Source organism: Vibrio sp. 1580 (genome assembly GCF_033340055.1).
The window spans coordinates 20,521-40,339 of the sequence record NZ_JAWOVT010000003.1 but is presented as its reverse complement, the minus strand read 5'-3'; the positions used below and the strand labels follow the sequence as shown (position 1 = coordinate 40,339).

At 46.6% G+C, this 19,819-nt stretch carries 21 protein-coding genes; 10 read left to right on the top strand and 11 right to left on the bottom strand.

The window, feature by feature from the left end; translation table 11 throughout:
• Nucleotides 1-96 precede the first annotated feature (96 nt).
• Nucleotides 97-537 (top strand): Lrp/AsnC family transcriptional regulator, encoded by a 441-nt coding sequence (locus R7093_RS05515; protein WP_005374369.1) that lies wholly within the window; start codon nucleotides 97-99, stop codon nucleotides 535-537.
• Between the two features lie 214 nt (nucleotides 538-751).
• A complete protein-coding gene (locus R7093_RS05510) occupies nucleotides 752-1,930 on the top strand; it encodes a lytic polysaccharide monooxygenase (protein WP_213963998.1) in 1,179 nt (392 codons plus the stop codon).
• Nucleotides 1,931-2,046: 116 nt separating this feature from the next.
• Here R7093_RS05510 and R7093_RS05505 read toward each other — a convergent pair whose 3' ends face one another.
• The 3 genes from R7093_RS05505 to R7093_RS05495 are packed head-to-tail and all read right to left on the bottom strand — an operon-like array spanning nucleotide 2,047 to nucleotide 3,676.
• Entirely contained in the window at nucleotides 2,047-2,667 is a 621-nt protein-coding gene (locus R7093_RS05505) for an HAD-IB family hydrolase (protein WP_203345505.1), read from the bottom strand.
• 37 nt (nucleotides 2,668-2,704) lie between these two features.
• A complete protein-coding gene (locus R7093_RS05500) occupies nucleotides 2,705-3,016 on the bottom strand; it encodes a cupin domain-containing protein (RefSeq protein WP_047725283.1) in 312 nt (103 codons plus the stop codon).
• Nucleotides 3,017-3,025: 9 nt separating this feature from the next.
• Nucleotides 3,026-3,676 carry a Qnr family pentapeptide repeat protein gene (locus R7093_RS05495; protein WP_318146547.1) on the bottom strand — a complete coding sequence of 217 codons (651 nt, stop codon included), beginning with the start codon at nucleotides 3,674-3,676 and terminating at the stop codon, nucleotides 3,026-3,028.
• Between the two features lie 495 nt (nucleotides 3,677-4,171).
• Here R7093_RS05495 and ompW point away from each other — a divergent pair, with 495 nt between their 5' ends.
• The 3 genes from ompW to R7093_RS05480 all read left to right on the top strand — a co-directional run bounded on the left by ompW (nucleotide 4,172) and on the right by R7093_RS05480 (nucleotide 7,540).
• Complete coding sequence (ompW, locus tag R7093_RS05490) at nucleotides 4,172-4,813, top strand: outer membrane protein OmpW (protein WP_017634373.1); 642 nt, start codon at nucleotides 4,172-4,174, stop codon at nucleotides 4,811-4,813.
• 214 nt (nucleotides 4,814-5,027) lie between these two features.
• Nucleotides 5,028-6,053, top strand: a complete 1,026-nt coding sequence (locus R7093_RS05485) for an HlyD family secretion protein (protein WP_149191658.1) — start codon at nucleotides 5,028-5,030, stop codon at nucleotides 6,051-6,053.
• The gene (locus tag R7093_RS05480; RefSeq protein WP_006740970.1) at nucleotides 6,050-7,540 is read left to right on the top strand and encodes an MDR family MFS transporter; all 1,491 of its coding nucleotides are present in this window, start codon (nucleotides 6,050-6,052) and stop codon (nucleotides 7,538-7,540) included. The genes R7093_RS05485 and R7093_RS05480 overlap by 4 nt, the downstream gene beginning before the upstream one ends.
• A 96-nt stretch (nucleotides 7,541-7,636) precedes the next feature.
• Here the strand turns inward: R7093_RS05480 and R7093_RS05475 are convergent, their stop codons facing one another.
• On the bottom strand, nucleotides 7,637-7,882 hold the full coding sequence (locus R7093_RS05475; protein WP_005374351.1) for a Rho-binding antiterminator: 246 nt from the start codon (nucleotides 7,880-7,882) through the stop codon (nucleotides 7,637-7,639).
• 181 nt (nucleotides 7,883-8,063) lie between these two features.
• Between R7093_RS05475 and R7093_RS05470 the strand changes: the two genes are divergently transcribed.
• Nucleotides 8,064-9,176, top strand: coding sequence for an MBL fold metallo-hydrolase (locus R7093_RS05470; RefSeq protein WP_318146580.1), 1,113 nt, complete (start codon nucleotides 8,064-8,066; stop codon nucleotides 9,174-9,176).
• 99 nt (nucleotides 9,177-9,275) lie between these two features.
• On the opposite strand, the gene R7093_RS05465 is transcribed toward R7093_RS05470, so the two are convergent.
• The 5 genes from R7093_RS05465 to R7093_RS05445 all read right to left on the bottom strand — a co-directional run bounded on the left by R7093_RS05465 (nucleotide 9,276) and on the right by R7093_RS05445 (nucleotide 13,308).
• Nucleotides 9,276-9,701, bottom strand: a complete 426-nt coding sequence (locus tag R7093_RS05465; RefSeq protein ID WP_017634369.1) for a VOC family protein — start codon at nucleotides 9,699-9,701, stop codon at nucleotides 9,276-9,278.
• A 174-nt stretch (nucleotides 9,702-9,875) separates the two neighbouring features.
• Nucleotides 9,876-10,361, bottom strand: coding sequence for a VOC family protein (locus R7093_RS05460; RefSeq protein WP_025768760.1), 486 nt, complete (start codon nucleotides 10,359-10,361; stop codon nucleotides 9,876-9,878).
• Nucleotides 10,362-10,500: 139 nt separating this feature from the next.
• Nucleotides 10,501-10,830 (bottom strand): DUF4144 domain-containing protein, encoded by a 330-nt coding sequence (locus R7093_RS05455; protein WP_213906615.1) that lies wholly within the window; start codon nucleotides 10,828-10,830, stop codon nucleotides 10,501-10,503.
• Nucleotides 10,831-10,854: 24 nt separating this feature from the next.
• Nucleotides 10,855-11,391: a DUF924 family protein gene (locus R7093_RS05450; RefSeq protein ID WP_064369523.1), complete on the bottom strand. Its 537-nt coding sequence runs from the start codon at nucleotides 11,389-11,391 to the stop codon at nucleotides 10,855-10,857.
• Nucleotides 11,392-11,460: 69 nt separating this feature from the next.
• Complete coding sequence (locus R7093_RS05445) at nucleotides 11,461-13,308, bottom strand: M3 family metallopeptidase (RefSeq protein WP_318146546.1); 1,848 nt, start codon at nucleotides 13,306-13,308, stop codon at nucleotides 11,461-11,463.
• 276 nt (nucleotides 13,309-13,584) lie between these two features.
• Here R7093_RS05445 and R7093_RS05440 point away from each other — a divergent pair, with 276 nt between their 5' ends.
• Nucleotides 13,585-13,947 carry a hypothetical protein gene (locus R7093_RS05440; protein WP_318146545.1) on the top strand — a complete coding sequence of 121 codons (363 nt, stop codon included), beginning with the start codon at nucleotides 13,585-13,587 and terminating at the stop codon, nucleotides 13,945-13,947.
• 70 nt (nucleotides 13,948-14,017) lie between these two features.
• Here R7093_RS05440 and R7093_RS05435 read toward each other — a convergent pair whose 3' ends face one another.
• A complete protein-coding gene (locus tag R7093_RS05435; RefSeq protein WP_005374332.1) occupies nucleotides 14,018-14,191 on the bottom strand; it encodes a hypothetical protein in 174 nt (57 codons plus the stop codon).
• A gap of 234 nt (nucleotides 14,192-14,425) precedes the next feature.
• Between R7093_RS05435 and R7093_RS05430 the strand changes: the two genes are divergently transcribed.
• The 3 genes from R7093_RS05430 (at nucleotide 14,426) to R7093_RS05420 (ending at nucleotide 18,232) form a co-directional block, all read left to right on the top strand.
• Complete coding sequence (locus tag R7093_RS05430; RefSeq protein WP_005374330.1) at nucleotides 14,426-15,568, top strand: sugar diacid recognition domain-containing protein; 1,143 nt, start codon at nucleotides 14,426-14,428, stop codon at nucleotides 15,566-15,568.
• Between the two features lie 158 nt (nucleotides 15,569-15,726).
• A complete protein-coding gene (locus R7093_RS05425) occupies nucleotides 15,727-17,079 on the top strand; it encodes a GntP family permease (RefSeq protein WP_005391886.1) in 1,353 nt (450 codons plus the stop codon).
• A gap of 16 nt (nucleotides 17,080-17,095) precedes the next feature.
• A complete protein-coding gene (locus R7093_RS05420) occupies nucleotides 17,096-18,232 on the top strand; it encodes a glycerate kinase (protein WP_042522351.1) in 1,137 nt (378 codons plus the stop codon).
• 95 nt (nucleotides 18,233-18,327) lie between these two features.
• Here the strand turns inward: R7093_RS05420 and R7093_RS05415 are convergent, their stop codons facing one another.
• A complete protein-coding gene (locus tag R7093_RS05415; protein WP_005383306.1) occupies nucleotides 18,328-19,764 on the bottom strand; it encodes a PLP-dependent aminotransferase family protein in 1,437 nt (478 codons plus the stop codon).
• Between the last annotated feature and the right edge of the window lie 55 nt (nucleotides 19,765-19,819).

Here is a 19,819-nt window from a genome sequence, read left to right as displayed (position 1 = left end):
GTTCTCGATAAGTAAAGAACAACTATAAGTAGAACTGAGGTCAATATTGTGCTTTTATTTGATGATTAGAAACTAAATAAGCAATGAAACATCATCATGGATAGATTTGACGAAAGAATATTGCAAGTGCTTAAGCGCGACGGAAGAATCTCCAATGTAGAGCTGTCGGAACGTGTTGGTTTATCTCCATCTGCCACCTTACGCCGAGTGCAAGATTTAGAGCGTAAAGGCGTGATCAAAGGCTACCGAGCAGTACTGGATAATCAGCAACTTGGCGTGGGTTTTGTTGCTTATGTGTCGATTGGTTTGGCCTCGCACTCTAAGCAGGCACAGCTGGGTTTCGAAGAGCATGTGCGTTTTGTAAACGAGGTGGTGGAATGTCACAACATTACGGGATCTAACGAATATCTCATACGCGTAGAGACGCAAGATCTCGCCGCTTATAAAGCGTTCCATGCTGATGTGTTGGGTGAGTGCGAACACGTCAAGTCGATCACAACGATGGTGGTGATGGACACACCAAAAGACGAGCGATAGCCAAACGAGAGTGACAGTTTTTGTGGCACATGAATTTGAAGTGACTCGAAAGAGTCAGTCGAGTATGAGAATGGTTCACAACAAATGCTGGAAAGCAGATGGCACTCTGACAATTTCCATATTTATTCTCACCTTCTAAATAATCCCATCCTGCTAGTTTTGCTTAAACCGCTTGTGTTTCAGAGCGGCGAGTCAGCAAAATTAAGGATGCACGATGAAATCACATGTAACACTTCCTCTTTTGAGCTTAAGCGCTGTTGCCGCATTGAGCTCATTTAACGTCAACGCCCACGGCTGGGTAGAGTTTCCAAGTGCTCGTCAAAATACGTGTTATTTAGACGGTGGCTTTTGGACCAACGAGATCCCTAACCAAGCGTGTAAAGCGGCTTTTGAAGAATCTGGTGCGTACCCGTTTGTGCAACGCAGCGAAATTGCAGCAAACGTACCAAATTACCGAGATATGGAGCATGTGAAAGCCGTGGTTCGCGACGGTGAGCTATGTTCTGCTGGCGATGCAGCTAAGAAAGGCTTGAACATTCCTTCTCCAAACTGGCAGCGCACCAATGTTACGCCAGATGCAAATAACCAGATTGAATTGGTGTTTTACGGCAAAGCGCCGCACAACCCATCGTACTGGGAATTCTATCTCACCAAGCCAACTTATGATGATTCAAAACCTCTTACTTGGAGTGATTTAGAGCTGATCGACACCGCAGGTGATGTGTATGTTGATGCGGAAAAACGCTACCGTATTCAGGTGACTTTCCCTGCTGATCGTTCCGGCGATGCGGTGCTTTATACTCGTTGGCAGCGCATTGATGTTGCCGGTGAAGGTTTCTACAACTGTAGTGACATTACGTTAAACGGAACGGGCACGACGCCACCGACTGACCCTGTTGATCCAACCGAACCGGGCAATAATCTGACATCTCTGGGCTACTTTGTTCAGCAAGGTTTCGGACCAGTAGAAGCGGGTGACACCATCCGTTTTCGTACGTTTAATGCGACAGGCAATGAAATTGTCGATATTTCACTACCAATCAGTGCAAACAATACGGCGACTTGGGCGGCAGAAATTGCGGATCAATTTAATGCGCAGCAAACGGGCGATTGGTATGTGGGTATTTGGCATCAAGAGATGAATCACTACATGTTCGACAGTAACAACGTGAATGCGAACCAAGTATTAGCGCCAAGTGCAGACTTCAGTTATGCGTTGTCACTGATCAAAGCGGATGTCACGCCACCAGTTGAACCAACCAACTTGTGGGACAAGACAGCCGTTTACAACCAAGGTGATGTGGTGACGCACAACGGCAAAGAATGGACTGCCCAGTGGTGGACGTCTGGTGAGGAACCTGGCACTACGGGTCAATGGGGTGTATGGCGTTAAGCCAGTTATTCGGGCCCTGAACAGTAAAACCCTTCTCATGTGAGAAGGGTTTGTTTTTTCAGTCTAAAACGACCATTTTGGTCGAGTGATTATCTTGAAAATCAGAGCACATATCGTTATTCGCTTGCTCTCCACTCGCTCCAGTTGAGCATCGCGTAGTCTGCCAGTTTTAGCATCGGAATGTCTTCGTGCGTATCACCGTAGGCATAAATAGACGCAAACTCGTCGAGCGAAAACGCGGCCTTAACGCGCGAGACTTTTCTTTCTAAACTGCAATCACCTTGCTGGTAAAAGCCACTCAGTTTTGGCTGTTCTGAGATCAGTTCACTGCACAGCAAGTGGTAACCGTTCGCCTCACACCAAGGCTTGAGATACGCATTGAGTGATGCCGACACCACTACAATGGTATCGCCTCGGTGTTGATGCCAAGCCAGCCTTTCCATCGCTTCTGGCCGTAAGTACAGCGGGATCACTTCATGGGCAAACTGAGTGCCAATCGCTTCAATTTTCTGCGTTTCTTTCCCTGAAAATGCAATAAAACTGCTGAGAGGGCGCATAACACGAGCGGGTAACACTCCGAGTTTGTACAGCGCATAAAATGGCATGATAGCGACCTTTCCTACTCGTTTGCGCAGGCCATAAGCAGAATAGTGGAGGAAAAGGCTAAACATATCCTCTCGGGTGATGGTGCCATCAAAATCAAACAGTGCCAGTGACGGCTTAGTAGTATCGAGCAAACTCGCGCCTATTTTTTGGTTTAAGATCGTTTTGTGTTTATTGATAAAACACCGCCAACCAGATGGTTTCTTGCGTTGGGTCAGTCCAGCTCACTTTGTGTTTGGTATGAGCTGGAATCGTAACGTGATCGCCTGCCTCAAGTCGTTGCACTACATCTGATTCAAAAGTCAGCTCTCCAGCTCCTTTAAGAACCAAGACCCATTCATGTTCTTCTTGATCGTACCAGCCACTTTCGGGCGAGGTTTGCCCCGTAGAGACAATGCGTTCTATACGCAGGTTTTTGTGGGTCAGCAGGTCTTCGAACACTTCCTCGTCGAGGTTATTCGGTAAGTCTTTAAAAAGATTCATGGCCTTTCCTTAGAGAATGATCAGTCCAAAAGGCGCAAGTAATTGCTCTTGTTGCCAATCACAAATCTTAACACCAAACAGAGAAACGCGGCGCACATCCAGCCCGTCTAGTTCGACATGAGTCAGATCACATTGCTCAACGTTAAAGGTTCCCCATTGTTCTGGCGAGAATTCGCAGCGAGATAAATCCGAGCCTTTGAGAGTTGCCCCTGCGAGGTTCGCACCGTTCCAACGGTTTTCAAAGAGGTCACATTTTTCTAGTAACACTCGCTCGAAGTTACAGTAGGTGAGGTTGCAGCCAGTAATAAAAGCAGAACAGAAAAACATGGTGTTACTGACGCGATTAGCAAAGTTCGCACCTTGGAAGTTTGCCCCTTTGAGATCGCACTTACGCAGCTCCAAGCCCATACAATTTGCGCCGTTAAACAGGCTCATCGCCAACATACAGTTCGTGAAGCTGGCATCTTTTAAGTTCGCGAAGCGAAAACTACACCCTTCTAGCGCTTTGGATTCGATAAAGCGAAAGTCGATGAACTTAGCATCGCGCAGATCGGCATGGTCGAAACTGCACATATAAAAGTGGCAGTTTTTAAAGGTGGCATTCTGAAAATCGTGATGAGAAAAGTTTTCTCGTTCAAAAATGAGATCGGTTTTTAACATGTCTTCTCCTTAGCTGCGAGCAGACTAGCACTCCAAGTGACTGATTTTCCAGAAAAATAACTTCTTGTATTTCAGTGTTTTACAAGCCCCTCAAATCGCGATTTTAAGGGGTCAAACGAGCGTTTTAAGTGGGTTGTTTTTTGAAAATAGAAGACGTAGAGGAAGAAGAAAGTTTTTGCTGGCTACGAGCCTTAACGAGAGGATTCGCATTTATGGGTATGCATGGCAACTCACACGCACAGTTTGCATTACAGAATTGTATCCGATTTGCATAATTTGTTGATCGGTATGGCGTTTCTCCATACAAAAAACCTATATTTTTCACAAATTGATTTCCATCAAAATAGTAGGGTTTCTATGTGCTAGATTGCGCACAGCTCAAAAAGATATAGATACCCGTGTGCTTCAAGGCGCTGAGTTTACTTGAAATCTCAGATCAGTTAGCAGGCACCCCTTTGGGTACGACATAACGAAGCCCTACGAAAGGAAATAAAAATGAAAAAAACAATCTGCAGTCTAGCAGTGGTTGCTGCACTCGTGTCACCAAGTGTTTTCGCTCATAAACAAGGTGACTTCGTTCTTCGTGTTGGTGCGGCGTCTGTCGTTCCAAATGACAGCAGTGATAAGATTCTTGGTTCTCAAGAAGAGTTAGAAGTTGACTCAAATACGCAGCTTGGTTTGACGTTTGGCTACATGTTCACAGACAACATCAGTTTAGAGCTTCTAGCAGCAACACCATTCAGCCACGACATTTCGACAGATTTGGTTGGTAGTGATATCGCGAAAACCAAACATTTACCACCAACGCTAATGGTGCAGTACTATTTTGGCGAGTCTCAAAGTAAGTTCCGTCCATACGTTGGTGCAGGTCTGAACTACACCATATTCTTTGATGAAGATTTCAATAGTACGGGTAAAGGCGCTGACCTGTCAGATTTGAAATTAGATGATTCATTCGGTCTAGCAGCGAATATTGGTGTGGATTATATGATCAACGATCAATGGTTCCTCAACGCCGCTGCGTGGTACGCAAACATTGAGACAGAAGCAACTTATAAAGCAGGTGGAGTGAAGCAAAAAACCGACGTCAAAATTAACCCTTGGGTATTTATGATCAGCGGCGGTTACAAGTTCTAAGAAAAACCAGTAGTTACACGCACATTACTATTATTGGCATGACTTTGGGGGCGGTTACGGGGACTGCCCCTCTTTTTTATCCTCGTTTTGATTGCACATCATTTACTCCACTTAGCAACATGCAAAATTGGATCTTTACCTTGCAGATCATTTTATTGTCGGAAGATCGAAAAGTCCTACACTGATCACATAATTGAACAAGTGGACAATATAAATGAGCGACGACATCGCAAAGCATTCCTCCTCCAGATCTAATCTGGTAAAAACTCTTTTCTTTACTCTCTGTGTTATCGCATTTGGTGCGATGTATTGGTCTTGGCAGTATTCAGACAGTCACCCAAGCACGGAAGATGCCTACGTTAGGGCAAAAATTTTGTCGGTAGCGCCTCAGGTAAAAGGCCAAGTGGTTTCTGTGGATGTCAAAGACTTCCAATCTGTTAACAAAGGTGACCTACTGCTGAAGATAGATTCACGCCCATATTTGTTGGCAGTGAAGCAAGCAAAAGCGGCATACCAATTGGCGGTCCAGCAACATGACGTTGCCGATAAGCAGGTAACTGAAGCTGTTGCGGGCTTAGATGCGGCGCGCTCTAACCTGATAGAAGCGCAAGTAGAGTACAAACGTACGGATTCCCTAGTGAAACGCAAACTGGCGTCGGACCAAGATTTAGATACGGCGAAAAACAAACTCGCCAATGCCCAAGCGAGCCTAGAGCAAGCACGTGCGACGGTAGAAAAAGCCATTGCGAACCGTGGTGAAGAAGGCGCAGAGGCTGCGGTCGTTCAACAAGCGGCAGCACAGTTAGCGCAAGCGGAGCTGAACTTGAGCTACACCGACATTACGTCACCAGTGGATGGCATTGCCGGTGAAATCAATACGCACGTAGGCTCGGTCGTTAGCGTGGGTCAAACGTTGTTCCCTGTGATTTTAAAAGACAGCTATTGGGTACGCGCGAACTTTAAAGAAACCGATCTTACTCATATTAAACCTGGCATGCATGCGGATGTGGTGATTGATATGTACCCAGACGTGGTTTGGAAAGCAACGGTAGAGCAGCTGTCGCCTGCGAGTGGTACATCGTTCTCCTTGATGCCACCAGAAAACGCAACGGGTAACTGGGTTAAAATCAAACAGCGTTTCCCTGTCCGTTTGGCATTAGAAGTACCGGCCGATGCGCCGCAACTTCGCGTGGGTGCGAGCTCAGAAGTCACCATTGATTTGCAAAGTAGCGTGCAATGAGCCATCAAATTACGGCAGACAAACGGGGGATTGCCACCGTTGCCGTGATGCTTTCTGCCATCATGGTGTTAATCGATATGACCGTTGCGAACGTGTCGCTATCGCACATGATGGGCGCGTTGGGCGCAACGGCAGACCAAATTACTTGGGTGCTGACGGGTTACAGCATGGCGGAAGCGATCTTCATTCCGATGACCAGTTTCTGGGTGTCGCGCTTTGGTGAACGCAAAGTCATGCTGGTTGCCGTGGTCGGTTTTGTGATTGCCAGTGCGCTTTGTGGGCAAGCACAGTCTCTTGAAGAGATGGTGCTGTTTCGCATTATCCAAGGCGCTTTCGGCGCGTCGGTGATTCCATTGGCGCAGTCGACGTTAGTGCAGATTTATCCGTACGAACAAAAAGGCAAAGCGATGGCGATTTTCTCCATCGGCATTTTGCTTGGTCCTATTTTGGGCCCAGTCGTGGGTGGTGTGATCACCGACAACATTAACTGGCGCTGGATTTTTTACATCAACTTGCCATTCGGTTTGATCTGTACCTCTTTGATTTATCGTTATATCCACATCGACAACAAATCCAAACCTAACTTTGACTGGTGGATCATCGGTTACATGGCGTTAGGTGTGGGCGCGTTGCAGTTTGTGTTGGATAAAGGGAACGAAGAAGACTGGCTCAACTCACGCATGATCCAGACGGCGATATTGCTCGCAGTAATGGGATTGGTGATGTGGATCTATCGCAGTTGGAAAACCAAAAGTCCAATAGCGCCATTATGGCTACTGAAAGACCGAAACCTTATGGTCTCGTCATTGATGATTGCCGTGGTGTCGATGGCGATGTTTGGTCTGACGACTCAACAACCAATGCTGTTGGAAAGCTTGCTGGATTATCCGGTCTCAACCACTGGCTTATTAATGGCACCTCGTGGGTTGGCGTCAGCGGCGATGTTGATTTTGGTGATTAAGCTCAATCCGCAATTCGATCCCAGAATCAAAATAGTCTTTGGCTTGAGCTGCATCGGGATTGGTAGCTATTTGATGACGCAGTACTCACTGCAGATCGATACATTTTGGATTGTGATGCCGAGTATGATTCAGGGGATGGGGCTTGGTTTAACTTTCTCGACGCTATCCACCTTGGCGTATTTAACGATTCCGAAAGAGCAATCTGTTGCGGCGGCGAGTATTTACAATCTGTTCCGTACCATTGGTAGTTCGTTTGGTATCTCTATCGCAACCACGTTCCAATATCGTGATAGTCAGCAGCAATGGCATGCGCTGGGAGAGGGTATTAATCCTTATAATCCTAACTTGCATGACTGGGCGGCCAATCAGGGGCTTTCTATTACCGACCCGGTTGCGTTAGACCAATACCAACAGATGTTGCAGCAGCAATCGCAAATGGTCGCGTTTGTGCACACCTTCCAGCTTGTGGGAGTGATGTTCGTGATCATGATGCCGATGCTGGTTTTCATTCGGTCGCGTGAATAACATGAAGTTCCGGTGAATAGTGTAAGAGAACGCCTCTCAAGTTGTGTCAGCTTGAGAGGCGTTTTTTATTGGACAGTGCCAGTGAAAGAAGGACGTTTACTCAAATGTCACTTCGTCAAAATGCGGATTGGTTTTGAGCGCGCGCATTGCGACTAATTGTTCAGTCGGGAAGGCGGTGTGCTCACCATCCATATCTAAAAACAAGCACTCTTGTCGCTGCATGTCGTAGCCTGTGTCGAACGCGTTGCCCTGATGAGTTTCACCATTTTTTAGTGTGATCTCGATAGGGAGCTTAAACATACAGGCGATTTCAATAAAATCGTATTGGCTGCAAGTCACCATAGCTTTCTCCTTTCAAACCGACGCAGTATTCAGAAGGTTTGAGAACCGCTTCCTTAATATAGAAAACGTTTGATTGAAACTGAATCTTCATCTTACACCTCATTTTGGTCACGAAATAGACATACACGCACGTTTTAATAAACCTACTGTTGAGCGTTCGCAAGCGAGACAAAACTACGATATGTCTGAAACGATACTTAAGCGCACATACCTAACGAGTGAACAAAAGACACAAAAGCCAAGTTCACTGATTTCCCCTCAAACCTACCATGCGCAGTTGGCGCACCGTGTTCACCACTCGCCTCAATTTGAAAACGGCCGCGTTAAAAACGAGATGCCAAATATCCCTAGCCCGCAATCATTCTGGCAGGTGTGTTGGAGCTATCTTGGTGGTAGAACGCCATTGAGTCCTAACGAACATCTGCCACATTTCCCAATTCAACCTACGCAGTTTGCGCAGAGAAGTGAATCGATGCGCGTTACTTGGCTGGGCCATTCCACCATGCTGGTGGAGGTCGATGGCATTCGAATTCTGACTGATCCGGTATTTGATTACGCTTCTCCGTTCATCGCAAAAGCGTGGTTTGAACGCAATATTCCCAATACCCATGCCAGAGATTGTTTGCCGATTCCTGAAATGATCGTGATTTCGCACGATCATTACGACCACTTAGAAGCATCGACCATACGTTTCTACGCTGATAAATCCGTGACGTTTTATGTGCCCTTAGGGGTTGGCAAGCATCTGATAAAGTGGGGCGTTTGCGCAGACAACATCGTGGAATTCGATTGGTGGGATAGCGTGCACTATGCCGGAATCGAACTGATTTGTACGCCCGCTAACCATAATTCTGGTCGTACTTATTTCGATAAAAACTCGACCTTGTGGGCTTCTTGGGTCATCAAAGGTAAAGAAGAGACGCTCTATTTTAGTGGCGATTCAGCTTACGATTCGCACTTTTCCGAGATCGCAAAGCGATGTGGGTCAATCGACATTGCTTGTTTGGAAGTGGCTGCCGATGTGAAAGGCCAAGGTTATCCGGTCGAAAACTGGGGGCACATGCAGGCTCACCATACCGTGCAAGCGTTTCACGATTTAAATGCGAAAAAACTGTTGCCCGTGCATTGGGCTACATACGAGCTATTTACTCACCGTTGGGACGAACCGATTTTAGATTTGCTTACCCATTGTCAAAAAGAACATATAACGCTGCTGACGCCAATGCCGGGGGAGAGTTTTTACGTTCATCAAGAACATATAAATAAACAATGGTGGCGAGAAAAAAATAGGTGAGCCAGCTAGAATTTTGACTTAATAATATGTTCTTACTTCAATAATTATTTTAGAAGTTAACCTTGTTATTTTCAGAATATAACAAGGTTTTTTACTCGCTTACTCATCAATCACTTGAGGTTTTAACTCGACGACATTTCCTTCCGGATCATGTATATAGAGTGATCTACCGAACCCTTGTGCGCCATACCGCTTCGCAAACTCTTCGGTTTCAATGCCGCGCGCACGCAGATATTCCAGTAATTCATCCTCGGAAAAAGGCGCCAATTGCAGGCAAAAATGGTCAATATTACGACCATTTTGAACTGGTGGCTTACCGCCAAGTTGCCCTAACTCGCTGTCCACCGTCACCACATCAATCAATGCGTTACCTGCCCTAAGTTGAGTTAAACCAAGTTCCGTTACTTCGCGTTCGACAGGGCAGCCCAAAATGTCTCGATAGAAATGCAACATAGCATCGAGGTTACAGGTCCTTAAAACAACATGATCAAGCGCTTTGATGGCGATTGGATTTTTGGTGGGCATGCTTCACTCCTTTTTGCATTGTGTTGAGGTAAGTATAAAGTGACCTTAAAAGTGGTGAGAGAAATGATCAAATTCCAGATGTTTTTTTGCTAGAGCGAGTGCAGAAACACTGCAACTCAAAGCAAACAAAAAAGGCTAGCGTATTGCTAGCCTTTTGGAATATGGATGGGGCTATTACTCGTAATCAGAAGCGTAAGTTTCTTCGTATGAATGTGAGTAAAGCTCGAATAGGTTGCCGAATGGGTCTTCTAGGTAAACCATTTTCGCAGGCTTATTATCGTCTTCTGGGTGGTAACGCATGATGTCCATGCGCACTTTGCCACCTAGTGCTTCGGTGCGTTTGATAGCACCTTCAAAATCGTCTGTCTGCAAACAGAAATGGAAGATACCGATGCGAGAAAAATCCACTTCATGGCGCTCTTGACGCTCTTTCATTTCGAATAATTCAAGGCCGATGCCATCACTTGTCACAAGGTGCGCAATGTTGAAGCCTTTAAAGCCTTCCCCAAAGACCGCAATACACATTCTGCCAATTGCCGTTTCGCGTTCTTCAATTACTTTCGTGTTGCCCATAACGACTTTTAGACCTAGCGCTTGCGTGTAAAACTCAACCGCTTTGTCCATATCTCCGACCATAATACCGACATGATTCATTTTCATTTGTTTGCTCCCAACATGTGTGTTTGAACGTTGTCTTGTTTCGATGTGGGAGAGTATATGGTGTGATGTTGATTACATGAAATTATCATAAATTATAAAAATGATAATTTTATTTAATGCTATGCATGTTGGGATTGAGTTAGTGAGCTAAGGCCTCAACAGCTTGCCTCACCGAGGTGAAATGAATCTTGATAATGCACCGTTGCGCGAGGCTGAATTCATGCGATTGGATTAATGACGTAACCTCTTCTACGGACAGCGTTCGTTCTTTTGGGTGTAAAAGAGTGGTGTTTGAACCATTGTTTTTCAATTCGAACGTTTTGCCATTTGAGTCAATAACGTAATCATCTTGCCCAAAAATGAGGGCTTCGCATTCAGAGTCTAAGTCGGACTGGGAATGCGTGTAGATCAGCTCATCGTCGCCGTCTAGTTTTAGCAAGCATGGCCAACATACTGCGTGGTCTCTCATGGTTAACTCATTATTCATTGTTATTTAGAAACTTGACCCAGGTTGTTGCAAAAACGCTAACTCTTCGGGAGTGCTCTTTCTTCCCAGTATCGCATTGCGATGAGGATAGCGCCCAAACTGGTCGATGATGGCTTTGTGTTTTAGCTCAAAATCGTAGTTATTTTCAAGCCCTGATGCGCGAAACAATTTTTCAGCTTGGACATGAATGAGGCGAGATTCGCTGTGCATAAACGGCATGTACAAAAAGCTTAGCTGCTCGGGCGCTAATTCTTTGTCGTGACCTAACCGAATTGCCTCTTGAGCCAATGCTAATGCGAGTGGGTCTTGTGCAAACGCTTTTGGGGTGTTGCGATACACATTACGTGAAAACTGGTCGAGGACGATGATTTCGGCCAATCGTCCTTGTGCGCTGTCACGCCAATTAAACAGTTCACAACGAGCGGCTTGTTCTAATACCGAGGCAAATCGCGATGCAATACGCTTGTCCAGTTCTGGGTTGTTTTCAAACCAATTTTGGGGCGATAGCTCCTCGAACCAAAATTTGATGACTTCTTGGTACATGGATCTTCCTTCCTATTGCATTAGCTAAAGAATAAAAAGCCAGAAGGCAAGCTCCTGGCTTTCTGCGTGTTATCGACCGTAAGTCTCTACGATGTAACGTTCAAAATTGTCACACATTTGTTCGTCAGAGATGGCGTTGCTTGCCAGCTCTTTACTGCCGTCGACGACTTTAATCGCGGCGTTCAGTGAAGCGACTGATGCTCGCTCTCGCGTCACAAGTGAGTCGATTTTCTTCTGCTGCACTTCCCATGCCTGTTCTGGCGACAGGTTACACACGTCTGCAAGGTATTTGGCATTGAAGCCTTCGCCAGTCAGGCTGACAATGGTTTCGTTGTGCGACAAGTGATTGCCTGCGTGCCAGTAGTGTTTTGCCAGCAGTGGGCCAATTTCTGGGTTATCCGTCAGGTAACCAAACTTCTCAAGGAAGTATGCACGGGTCTGATACACCGCCATGTGCGCGAGTAGATAACCTTGATACGCACAAGCCGCTTCGTCGGATAGCAAATGTGGAATCGCCATCAGTGGGCGAGGGCTGCATTCCAAACCAAGGATCTGCTTTTCACAATCGCGAGCGAGCTTAGTGATGCGCTCTGGCGTTAACTCGTCATCGCTCAATTGATACAACGCGCGCTCAAAATATGGTACAACCAAGATGCTACGTTCTTCATAAGCTTTGAATGGCTGACGGCTGTTGATCATTGCTTGAATAATCTCATCAGGAACAGAATTCCCTTCATCATCCAGTGCGTACTGTTTTAGCCAATCGGCATCGGTTAACAGGCTATCACAGAACATCGACTGAGTTTCTGCATAAGCCATTGACGTCGGCGAAAACTCCTGCGAGAAACAAGGCGCGTTCATTTTTACGTTCGCAAAGTGTGCTGCGTGGCCGCCTTCGTGGAACAGCGTGTTAATGCCATCGTAGCCACTGCCCACTTGGTCTGGTTTGGCATTACTGGTGAAGTTCACCTGCGCTGCGACCCATTCGCCTTGATTATAGAAAGAAGGGATAGGGCCGTGGCAGAACCCGTTCGGGTACTTACCTTTGCGATCTAGTAAATCCAGCGTTAGCGTCGCGCCAGAGTAATCAATATTTAGGCGACCAAATGATTCTACCCAGCGTCTCAGAGATTTTGAGAACGGCACGTATGGGTCAAGGTCACGCATAACGTTACCCGCGAATGAGTAAACAAAGTTGTAGCCTGCTAGTGCGCTTGCGCCTTTCTCTTTCGCCAAGTTTTCTAAGCTGTTTAGGTGCGCATCTCGCGTGCGTTGTTCGAAATCTTCCAAAATCTCGAATAGCTGCTCAGTGCTCATCTTTTCCGTTTTTTGCACGGAGTAATCAAAGAAAGTCGCATAACCCAGTGAGCGAGCGAACTGGTTGCGCAGTTTGATCAGTTCAATAAAGCCGTTTTGCAGTAGCCATTGTTCAAGGTTCAGCAACGCTTGATGAGCCGATTGGCGAACTTCTTCATGATTGCTGGTGCGAATGGTTGAGCTTAATACTGGAAGTGAACCTTCTACTTGCTCGCCGTTCTCATCGGTAAATGTTTGTACGTGGTTCTGTTTTTTCTCGAAGAGCTCAGCTTCAAAGGCAATGAGCTGATTTTTCAACGCTTGTGCTTTTTCGCCCTCGATAGCGTGAGATTCAAACATCGCCAGCCAACCAGATAGACCCGTAATGGTTTGTTGTTTCTCTTGTGGGTCGGTAATTGAGTCCGCGGCTTCAAGCTGTTGTTTGATGGCAGTAATTTGCTCGGCGTTGCTTAAAAAGCTTGTCCATGCCGTTTGTGCTTGCGTCGAGCCATTATGGTCATCGCTGATCCCCATGTAAGTTTCCCAAAAGAAATCTTCTTTGGTGCGGTGAATCGCAAGGTAACGTTGATTGAGGTCGTTGAGGTAATCCGTTGCGGTCATTTTGATCCTTCAAATGGTTTCGTTATGTAGACAGTTGATTATTGCACGCTTGGTCGCGAGAAAGGAATGTTAATCTCATTTGTCGATTTTGCATCGCGTAAAGGTGATTTTACTATTTGTTTACATTTGGGTGAGTTAATAGGAGTTATGAGCTTGCAGTGTTAAGACTGGTATGGAGTTTACAGTTTATTAAGTAATTAATCTGCGGTGCGCTATCGATGATCCTTATCAGGTGTAATAAGATTTCCATATCGTGGCGATACAGTTGGAAACGATATGATAAATAAGACAACAGTTACGTTATTGGCGGTAGGTACGATTTTAGTTGGATGTTCCACAGTCGCGCCACCAAGAAATGATGCGGTTGAAAGCATTCAACAAAAGTGTTCTGTGATTTTAAGCAATGATGTTGCTGGCGACCAGCGCTGGCAGACGTACAACGGCTTGCTTGTAGAATATGCCGTGCATGGCGTTAAGAGTCAGGCACAACTGGAACGTTTTGAAGCGTTTGTGCAGAGAGTGCAAGATGATGAGTCTGGACAGTTAGTTACTGAGTTGATTGAGGTCACCGACTGGGGATGCTCAAACGGCAATTATCTTGAAGAGATGAGCTTGTTTATTCAAGAAGTTCAAAAGTAAAAAACCGAGCGTTAAGTCGCTCGGTTTTTCTGTTTGTGGAACGCTTTTGTGCGCTGGCTCGTCAGGACGTTTACTCCTCTGGATACTCGCCCATACCTTGCGTTTTACCTTCCGCTTTCCAATGCTCTCCAGGAGCAAATGCTTCATCGCATAAATCTACGGTGTAGCCCATTTCTGTGATTTCCTTCAAAGTGAGGTTATCAGCAATATTTGCAACTTCCCCCGATTTATTCCGTAACTCCATGTTGATCTCTCCTCTGTAGGTAGACGAGTGGCATCAATGCACAGTGAAGAATGCATTGGTAACCTTTGTTCTAAGTATATAACCCGCTGCTAAAAATGAAGGTTTAATCCACTTTTTAAATATGGGTAATTGGATAATGCTTTGAGCTGCTTCCGTTATTTAGAACCGCAGCATCGCGATAGTTTGCCATTTGTGATTTATTGAGTGATTAAACGGTCAATTTGGAAACTCGAAATGGTGATTCTCGACCACGCTTTAGCACAACAAATTGTTGATCGAACCATGTCCATCATTGGTCACAATGTGAATGTGATGAACTCGGCAGGCATCATCATTGGCAGTGGCGACCCTAAACGTGTTGGGCAAGTGCATGATGGCGCGGTACTGGCGCTGAATCATGGCGATTCGCTAGAGCTTAATGAGCAGCAATGTTTGACGTTGCAGGGTGTCAAACCCGGTATCAATATGTTGTTGAAATTACATGGCGACGTGGTCGGTATTGTTGGCGTCACAGGAGAGCCGGAGAAAATCCGAGATTTTGCAAAACTGGTTAAAATGACCGCTGAACTAACAATCGAGCAAGCTGCGCTGGTGGAAAAATTTCAGTGGGACAGACGTCATCGTGAAGAGTTTATTCTGGCTTGGATCAATGGCAAATTGACCGATGAAGAGCTGAAAGATTGGGCGATGCGTCTTTCTATCGATGTTACTCAACCACGGGTGGCAACGGTGATTGAAGTCTCGACGCCGTCGGCCTCGAAAAGCATGAAGAGTGTGCGCAATATTGTTGAGCTGCTTGAATACCCAGAGCGTAACAACCTAGTTGCGATTGTCTCAGTGAATGAAATTGTGGTGTTGAAACCGTGTCATTCCGCCAAGCAGTGGGATAGCCAAGTTGAAAGTGAGCGCATTGATAAGTTGATGTCGCGTTTAAGCGATCACGATTCGCATACGTTTCACATTGCGCTAGGGCAGCTGTTTAATGAGCCTAAAGATGTCGCGTTGTCATACCAAAGTGCGAAGCAGGTATTAGCTATTGGCAAGCAGTTCTACCCAGAGAAACGTAAGTACCTGTTCGATGAACTTCGTTTGCCTGTTTTGTTAGCGCCGTTGGCGGATATTTGGCAAGGTGAACAAATTATTGATGGTGTGAAACGGTTGAAAGAGAAAGACAAATCTGGGCAATTACTGAAAACCCTAGATGCACTGTTTGAATGCAATGGCAATGTAACAGAATGCTCTAAAATGCTGTTTATTCACCGGAACACTCTGCGCTATCGGTTAGAGAAAATCACCGAGATAACAGGGCTACCAACAACCAATTTTGTGGGGTTAGCGGAGCTTTATATTGCGACTCGGCTCTCAAAAATGTCGTGATGTTGTGCATTTGCACAATACGCGTTATTTTTTGACCACATCATTTGTCACTCCGCCTAAAGGAATTCGAAAGCAAACGATTAATAATTCATGCGTCCCTACATGTTGAGTGAGCCAACACGGACTCGCTCAGCAAAATAAGAATAAATGGAGTTATCATGAACCTTATATTAATCCTGCTTGGGGTGATCGCATTTATTGTGCTCACGACCACCAAATTCAAATTACATCCCTTTTTAGCGCTGATCATCGCGGCGTTCCTTGCGGCATTTGCTTACGGCTTACCGGCAGATAGCATTGCCAAAACCATTGCTTCTGGCTTTGGCGGCATCCTTGGTTACATTGGTTTGGTTATCGTTTTAGGTACCATCATCGGTGTTATTTTGGAAAAAAGTGGTGCGGCGATCACCATGGCCGATACGGTCATCAAAGTGTTGGGTGAGCGTTTCCCAACATTGACTATGAGCATCATAGGTTACATCGTTTCTGTTCCGGTATTTTGTGATTCAGGCTTTGTCATTCTGAACTCGCTCAAAGAATCACTCGCGAAGCGTTTAAAAACCTCAAGCGTTGCGATGAGTGTGGCGTTGGCAACTGGCTTATACGCAACGCACACGTTTGTGCCGCCAACTCCTGGCCCGATTGCCGCTGCGGGTAACTTAGGCCTGGAATCTAACCTTGGTTTAGTGATTGGTGTGGGTGTGTTTGTTGCAGCGGTTGCGGCGTTAGCGGGTATGTTGTGGGCGAACCGATTCCAACATGTTGAACCAGATGGCATTGAAGCCGTAGAAGAAATTCAGCAAGACTGGCAAGCACTCAAAGCGTCTTACGGCAAATTGCCAACGGCGAGCCAAGCATTCGCTCCTATTTTTGTTCCTATCTTATTGATCTGTTTTGGCTCTATCGCGAAATTCCCAAGCCTACCGCTGGGCGAAGGTTTTGTGTTTGATGTTCTGACTTTCTTAGGACAGCCACTAACGGCATTAGTGATTGGCCTGTTCCTTTCTGTTCGCCTACTCAAATCAGACAACAAGATTGAAGAATTTGGCGAGCGAATCAGCCAAGGTATTACGGCTGCTGCGCCTATTCTTTTGATTACCGGTGCGGGTGGCGCATTTGGCGCGGTATTAAAAGCCACGCCGCTAGGTGAATACTTGGGTACGACGCTATCGGCGCTGGGCGTGGGTATTTTCATGCCATTTATCGTTGCGGCTGCGCTAAAATCGGCACAAGGTTCGTCAACGGTTGCACTGGTGACCACATCGGCTTTGGTTGCGCCTATGCTTACGCAATTGGGGCTCGATTCAGAAATGGGCCGCGTATTAACGGTGATGGCGATCGGTGCTGGTGCGATGACGGTTTCTCATGCAAACGACAGTTTCTTCTGGGTAGTTTCGCAGTTTAGCCGCATGTCGGTGGGCTTAGCGTACCGCGCGCAAACCATGGCTACGCTCGTTCAAGGTGTCACGGCAATGGCATTGGTGTACATTTTGAGCCTCGTTCTCTTATAAGTCTCTGGAAATACGTATGAAAGTGGTAATTGCACCTGATTCATTTAAAGAAAGCTTAACCGCCAAACAAGTGAGCGAGGCGATCAAAACGGGTCTTGCTCGCGTATGGCATGATGCCGAGTTTGTTACGGTTCCGGTCGCAGACGGTGGCGAAGGCACGGTTCAGTCTTTGATAGATGCAACTCAAGGCGAACAAGTCTTCACAACGGTGACCGCGCCATTAGGGAATGATGTTGAAGCGTTTTATGGCATCCTCGGCGACGGCGAAACCGCGGTTATTGAAATGGCGGAGGCCAGTGGTCTGCACCTTGTGCCGAGTGATGCTCGCGACCCAAAACTGACCAGTAGCATTGGTACTGGACAGCTGATCAAACACGCGCTAGATAGAGGTATTCAACGCTTAATCATTGGTTTGGGCGGCAGCGCTACCAATGATGGTGGCGTGGGCATGTTGACCGCGTTGGGGGTGGCGTTTCTTGATGAGTCTGGTCATGCAATTACCCCAAATGGAGGCGGGTTAGCGGCGCTTGCGTCCATCGATATTTCTGGTCTTGACCCTCGTTTAGCAACTTGTGAAGTGTTGGTAGCGTGCGATGTTGATAACCCACTCTGTGGTGACAAAGGCGCGTCGGCTATCTTTGGCCCGCAAAAGGGAGCGACCGTATCAGACGTCACTCTGCTCGATAACGCATTGCGCAAGTTTGGCGAGTTGACGGAACAAGCGACGGGTAAGCATGTACTGACTCGTGAAGGGGCGGGTGCTGCTGGTGGTATGGGCGCGGCCTTGCTCGGGTACACGCCAGCACGTTTGCAACCGGGAATTGAGATTGTGCTTGAAACGGTCAAACTTGCTCAGCATGTTGCGGATGCGGATATCGTATTTACAGGCGAGGGTCGAATCGATCATCAAACCGCACATGGCAAAACGCCGATGGGCGTTGCTCAGGTCGCCAAGCAGTGTAATTTACCAGTCATTGCATTAGCAGGCTGTGTGGGCGACAACTATCAGGCGGTTTATGAGTGCGGCATTGATGCGGTGTTTGCTTGTGTACCAAGGGCGATGAGCTTACCTGAGGCCATGAAAGAGGCCGACGTCAACGTTGCTAACTTAGCCGAAAACGTCGCGAGAATGTGGCAAATTAAGTCGCACTGAAGGCGATGACGATATGAAAAACTCCACCTTTGCGTGGAGTTTTTTGTTGTTACGTGTTTGCGTGTGTAGGCATAAGTTCATTTAGCAAGAGCGAGTTAACAGGCATGCTTTGCTATCAATTTTGCCAGTGTTTGCATCGCTTGACTCCAATCGGTTTCATGACCAAAGTTTGCCACGCTGAGGCGTACGCAATGCCGATATTGCCCTTGAGTGCCAAATACGGTGCCGGGAAGTAGGCTGATTCTGTGCTTATTGCATGCTTGATACAACGCATAGCTGTCCGTGTCTTCGGGCAGTCGCAACCAAAGTAAGAACGAGCCTTGTACGGCGTTGATCTGGTATCGATTTTTTAGAGGTTCGTATTCATCCAAGTATTGATGAAGCATCTGGATAAATCGTCGCATGTTGTTTTGATAAACCCGCCCCATTCGCGCAGTATGCGTTCGATACTTGCCTGACGTTAGAAACGTTGCCACGGCGGATTGCATCAGGTTCAAACTGCCCATGTTCTCACACAGTAGATATTGTTCAATTTGGTCTCGATATCGCCCCGCCAACATCCAACCAATTCTCAAACGCGAATCGAGCGTTTTGGATAACGAATTCACGTAAATTACGCGTTGCTTGTCATCGAGCAATCTCAAGCTTGGCAATGGCTTATCATAACTTAACCCGCCAAACACATCGTCTTCGATAATAGGAATATTGCCGGACGCCAATAGTAATTGTTGACGCTTTTCTAGCGGCATCATGGCACCAGTTGGATTGGTGAAGTTTGGCGTTACGATGATCGCTTTTATGTCCCATGTCGCCATTGCTTTTGCTAAGGCTTCGGGGCACATACCGTCGCGTGGGCAACTCGGAATTTCCACCACTTTGAGGCCGAGTGATTCTAGCATCAATAAGTTGCCAAAATAGCAAGGGGACTCCACCGCGACGATATCGCCTTTTTGTGTCGTTGCGCGCAGCGCTAGGCTAATGGCTTGTTGCGCGCCGTGCGTCACCATGATCTCATCCAACTTGGCTGGCGTGCCCAAATCTTGTGTGATTTTCGCTAGTTGTTTGATTAAGAGGTGATCACCGGGTGGTAATTGGTAATGGCTCGGTACATGCGTTTGCTGCCGGCTGTGGCGGCCGATCTCGGCGTACAAGCTTTTGATCGCGGGGGAGTCAATGTTTGGGTGGGCAGAACCGGTAGGCAAACGCTCTTGGTATTCAGGATAAGTAAGGATTTCTTTGCAGATCGAGAGCAAATCCACGCGAGTCGGATCCGGAATTGAGCGAGAGGTCGGCAAGGCGACTTTAACTCGATAACCCGATTTGGGAACCGAGTAAACCAAGTTTTGTGCTTCCAGCTCTTGATACGCACGAATCACGGTATTTTTACTGACGTTTAATTCTTGGCTCAACGAGCGAATGGAGGGCAGTCGATCATCCGCCTGATAAACGCCACCATTGATGGCTTGTTTGAGGTGTTTTTCCACCACGAGGTACTTATTCCCTTCACCGCTTCCCAATAAATCTGTACCCATAAAAACACTTCCATCTGTCACTTTTTGAAAACACTGTACCTAATTACATTAGCAG

Coding starts and splice junctions, on each gene's coding strand:
- R7093_RS05515 (WP_005374369.1), top strand. CDS start 97: ATGGATAGATTTGACGAAAGAATATTGCAAGTGCTTAAGCGCGACGGA.
- R7093_RS05510 (WP_213963998.1), top strand. CDS start 752: ATGAAATCACATGTAACACTTCCTCTTTTGAGCTTAAGCGCTGTTGCC.
- R7093_RS05500 (WP_047725283.1), bottom strand. CDS start 3,016: ATGAATCTTTTTAAAGACTTACCGAATAACCTCGACGAGGAAGTGTTC.
- R7093_RS05495 (WP_318146547.1), bottom strand. CDS start 3,676: ATGTTAAAAACCGATCTCATTTTTGAACGAGAAAACTTTTCTCATCAC.
- ompW (WP_017634373.1), top strand. CDS start 4,172: ATGAAAAAAACAATCTGCAGTCTAGCAGTGGTTGCTGCACTCGTGTCA.
- R7093_RS05485 (WP_149191658.1), top strand. CDS start 5,028: ATGAGCGACGACATCGCAAAGCATTCCTCCTCCAGATCTAATCTGGTA.
- R7093_RS05480 (WP_006740970.1), top strand. CDS start 6,050: ATGAGCCATCAAATTACGGCAGACAAACGGGGGATTGCCACCGTTGCC.
- R7093_RS05475 (WP_005374351.1), bottom strand. CDS start 7,882: ATGGTGACTTGCAGCCAATACGATTTTATTGAAATCGCCTGTATGTTT.
- R7093_RS05470 (WP_318146580.1), top strand. CDS start 8,064: ATGTCTGAAACGATACTTAAGCGCACATACCTAACGAGTGAACAAAAG.
- R7093_RS05465 (WP_017634369.1), bottom strand. CDS start 9,701: ATGCCCACCAAAAATCCAATCGCCATCAAAGCGCTTGATCATGTTGTT.
- R7093_RS05460 (WP_025768760.1), bottom strand. CDS start 10,361: ATGAAAATGAATCATGTCGGTATTATGGTCGGAGATATGGACAAAGCG.
- R7093_RS05455 (WP_213906615.1), bottom strand. CDS start 10,830: ATGAGAGACCACGCAGTATGTTGGCCATGCTTGCTAAAACTAGACGGC.
- R7093_RS05450 (WP_064369523.1), bottom strand. CDS start 11,391: ATGTACCAAGAAGTCATCAAATTTTGGTTCGAGGAGCTATCGCCCCAA.
- R7093_RS05445 (WP_318146546.1), bottom strand. CDS start 13,308: ATGACCGCAACGGATTACCTCAACGACCTCAATCAACGTTACCTTGCG.
- R7093_RS05440 (WP_318146545.1), top strand. CDS start 13,585: ATGATAAATAAGACAACAGTTACGTTATTGGCGGTAGGTACGATTTTA.
- R7093_RS05435 (WP_005374332.1), bottom strand. CDS start 14,191: ATGGAGTTACGGAATAAATCGGGGGAAGTTGCAAATATTGCTGATAAC.
- R7093_RS05430 (WP_005374330.1), top strand. CDS start 14,426: ATGGTGATTCTCGACCACGCTTTAGCACAACAAATTGTTGATCGAACC.
- R7093_RS05425 (WP_005391886.1), top strand. CDS start 15,727: ATGAACCTTATATTAATCCTGCTTGGGGTGATCGCATTTATTGTGCTC.
- R7093_RS05420 (WP_042522351.1), top strand. CDS start 17,096: ATGAAAGTGGTAATTGCACCTGATTCATTTAAAGAAAGCTTAACCGCC.
- R7093_RS05415 (WP_005383306.1), bottom strand. CDS start 19,764: ATGGGTACAGATTTATTGGGAAGCGGTGAAGGGAATAAGTACCTCGTG.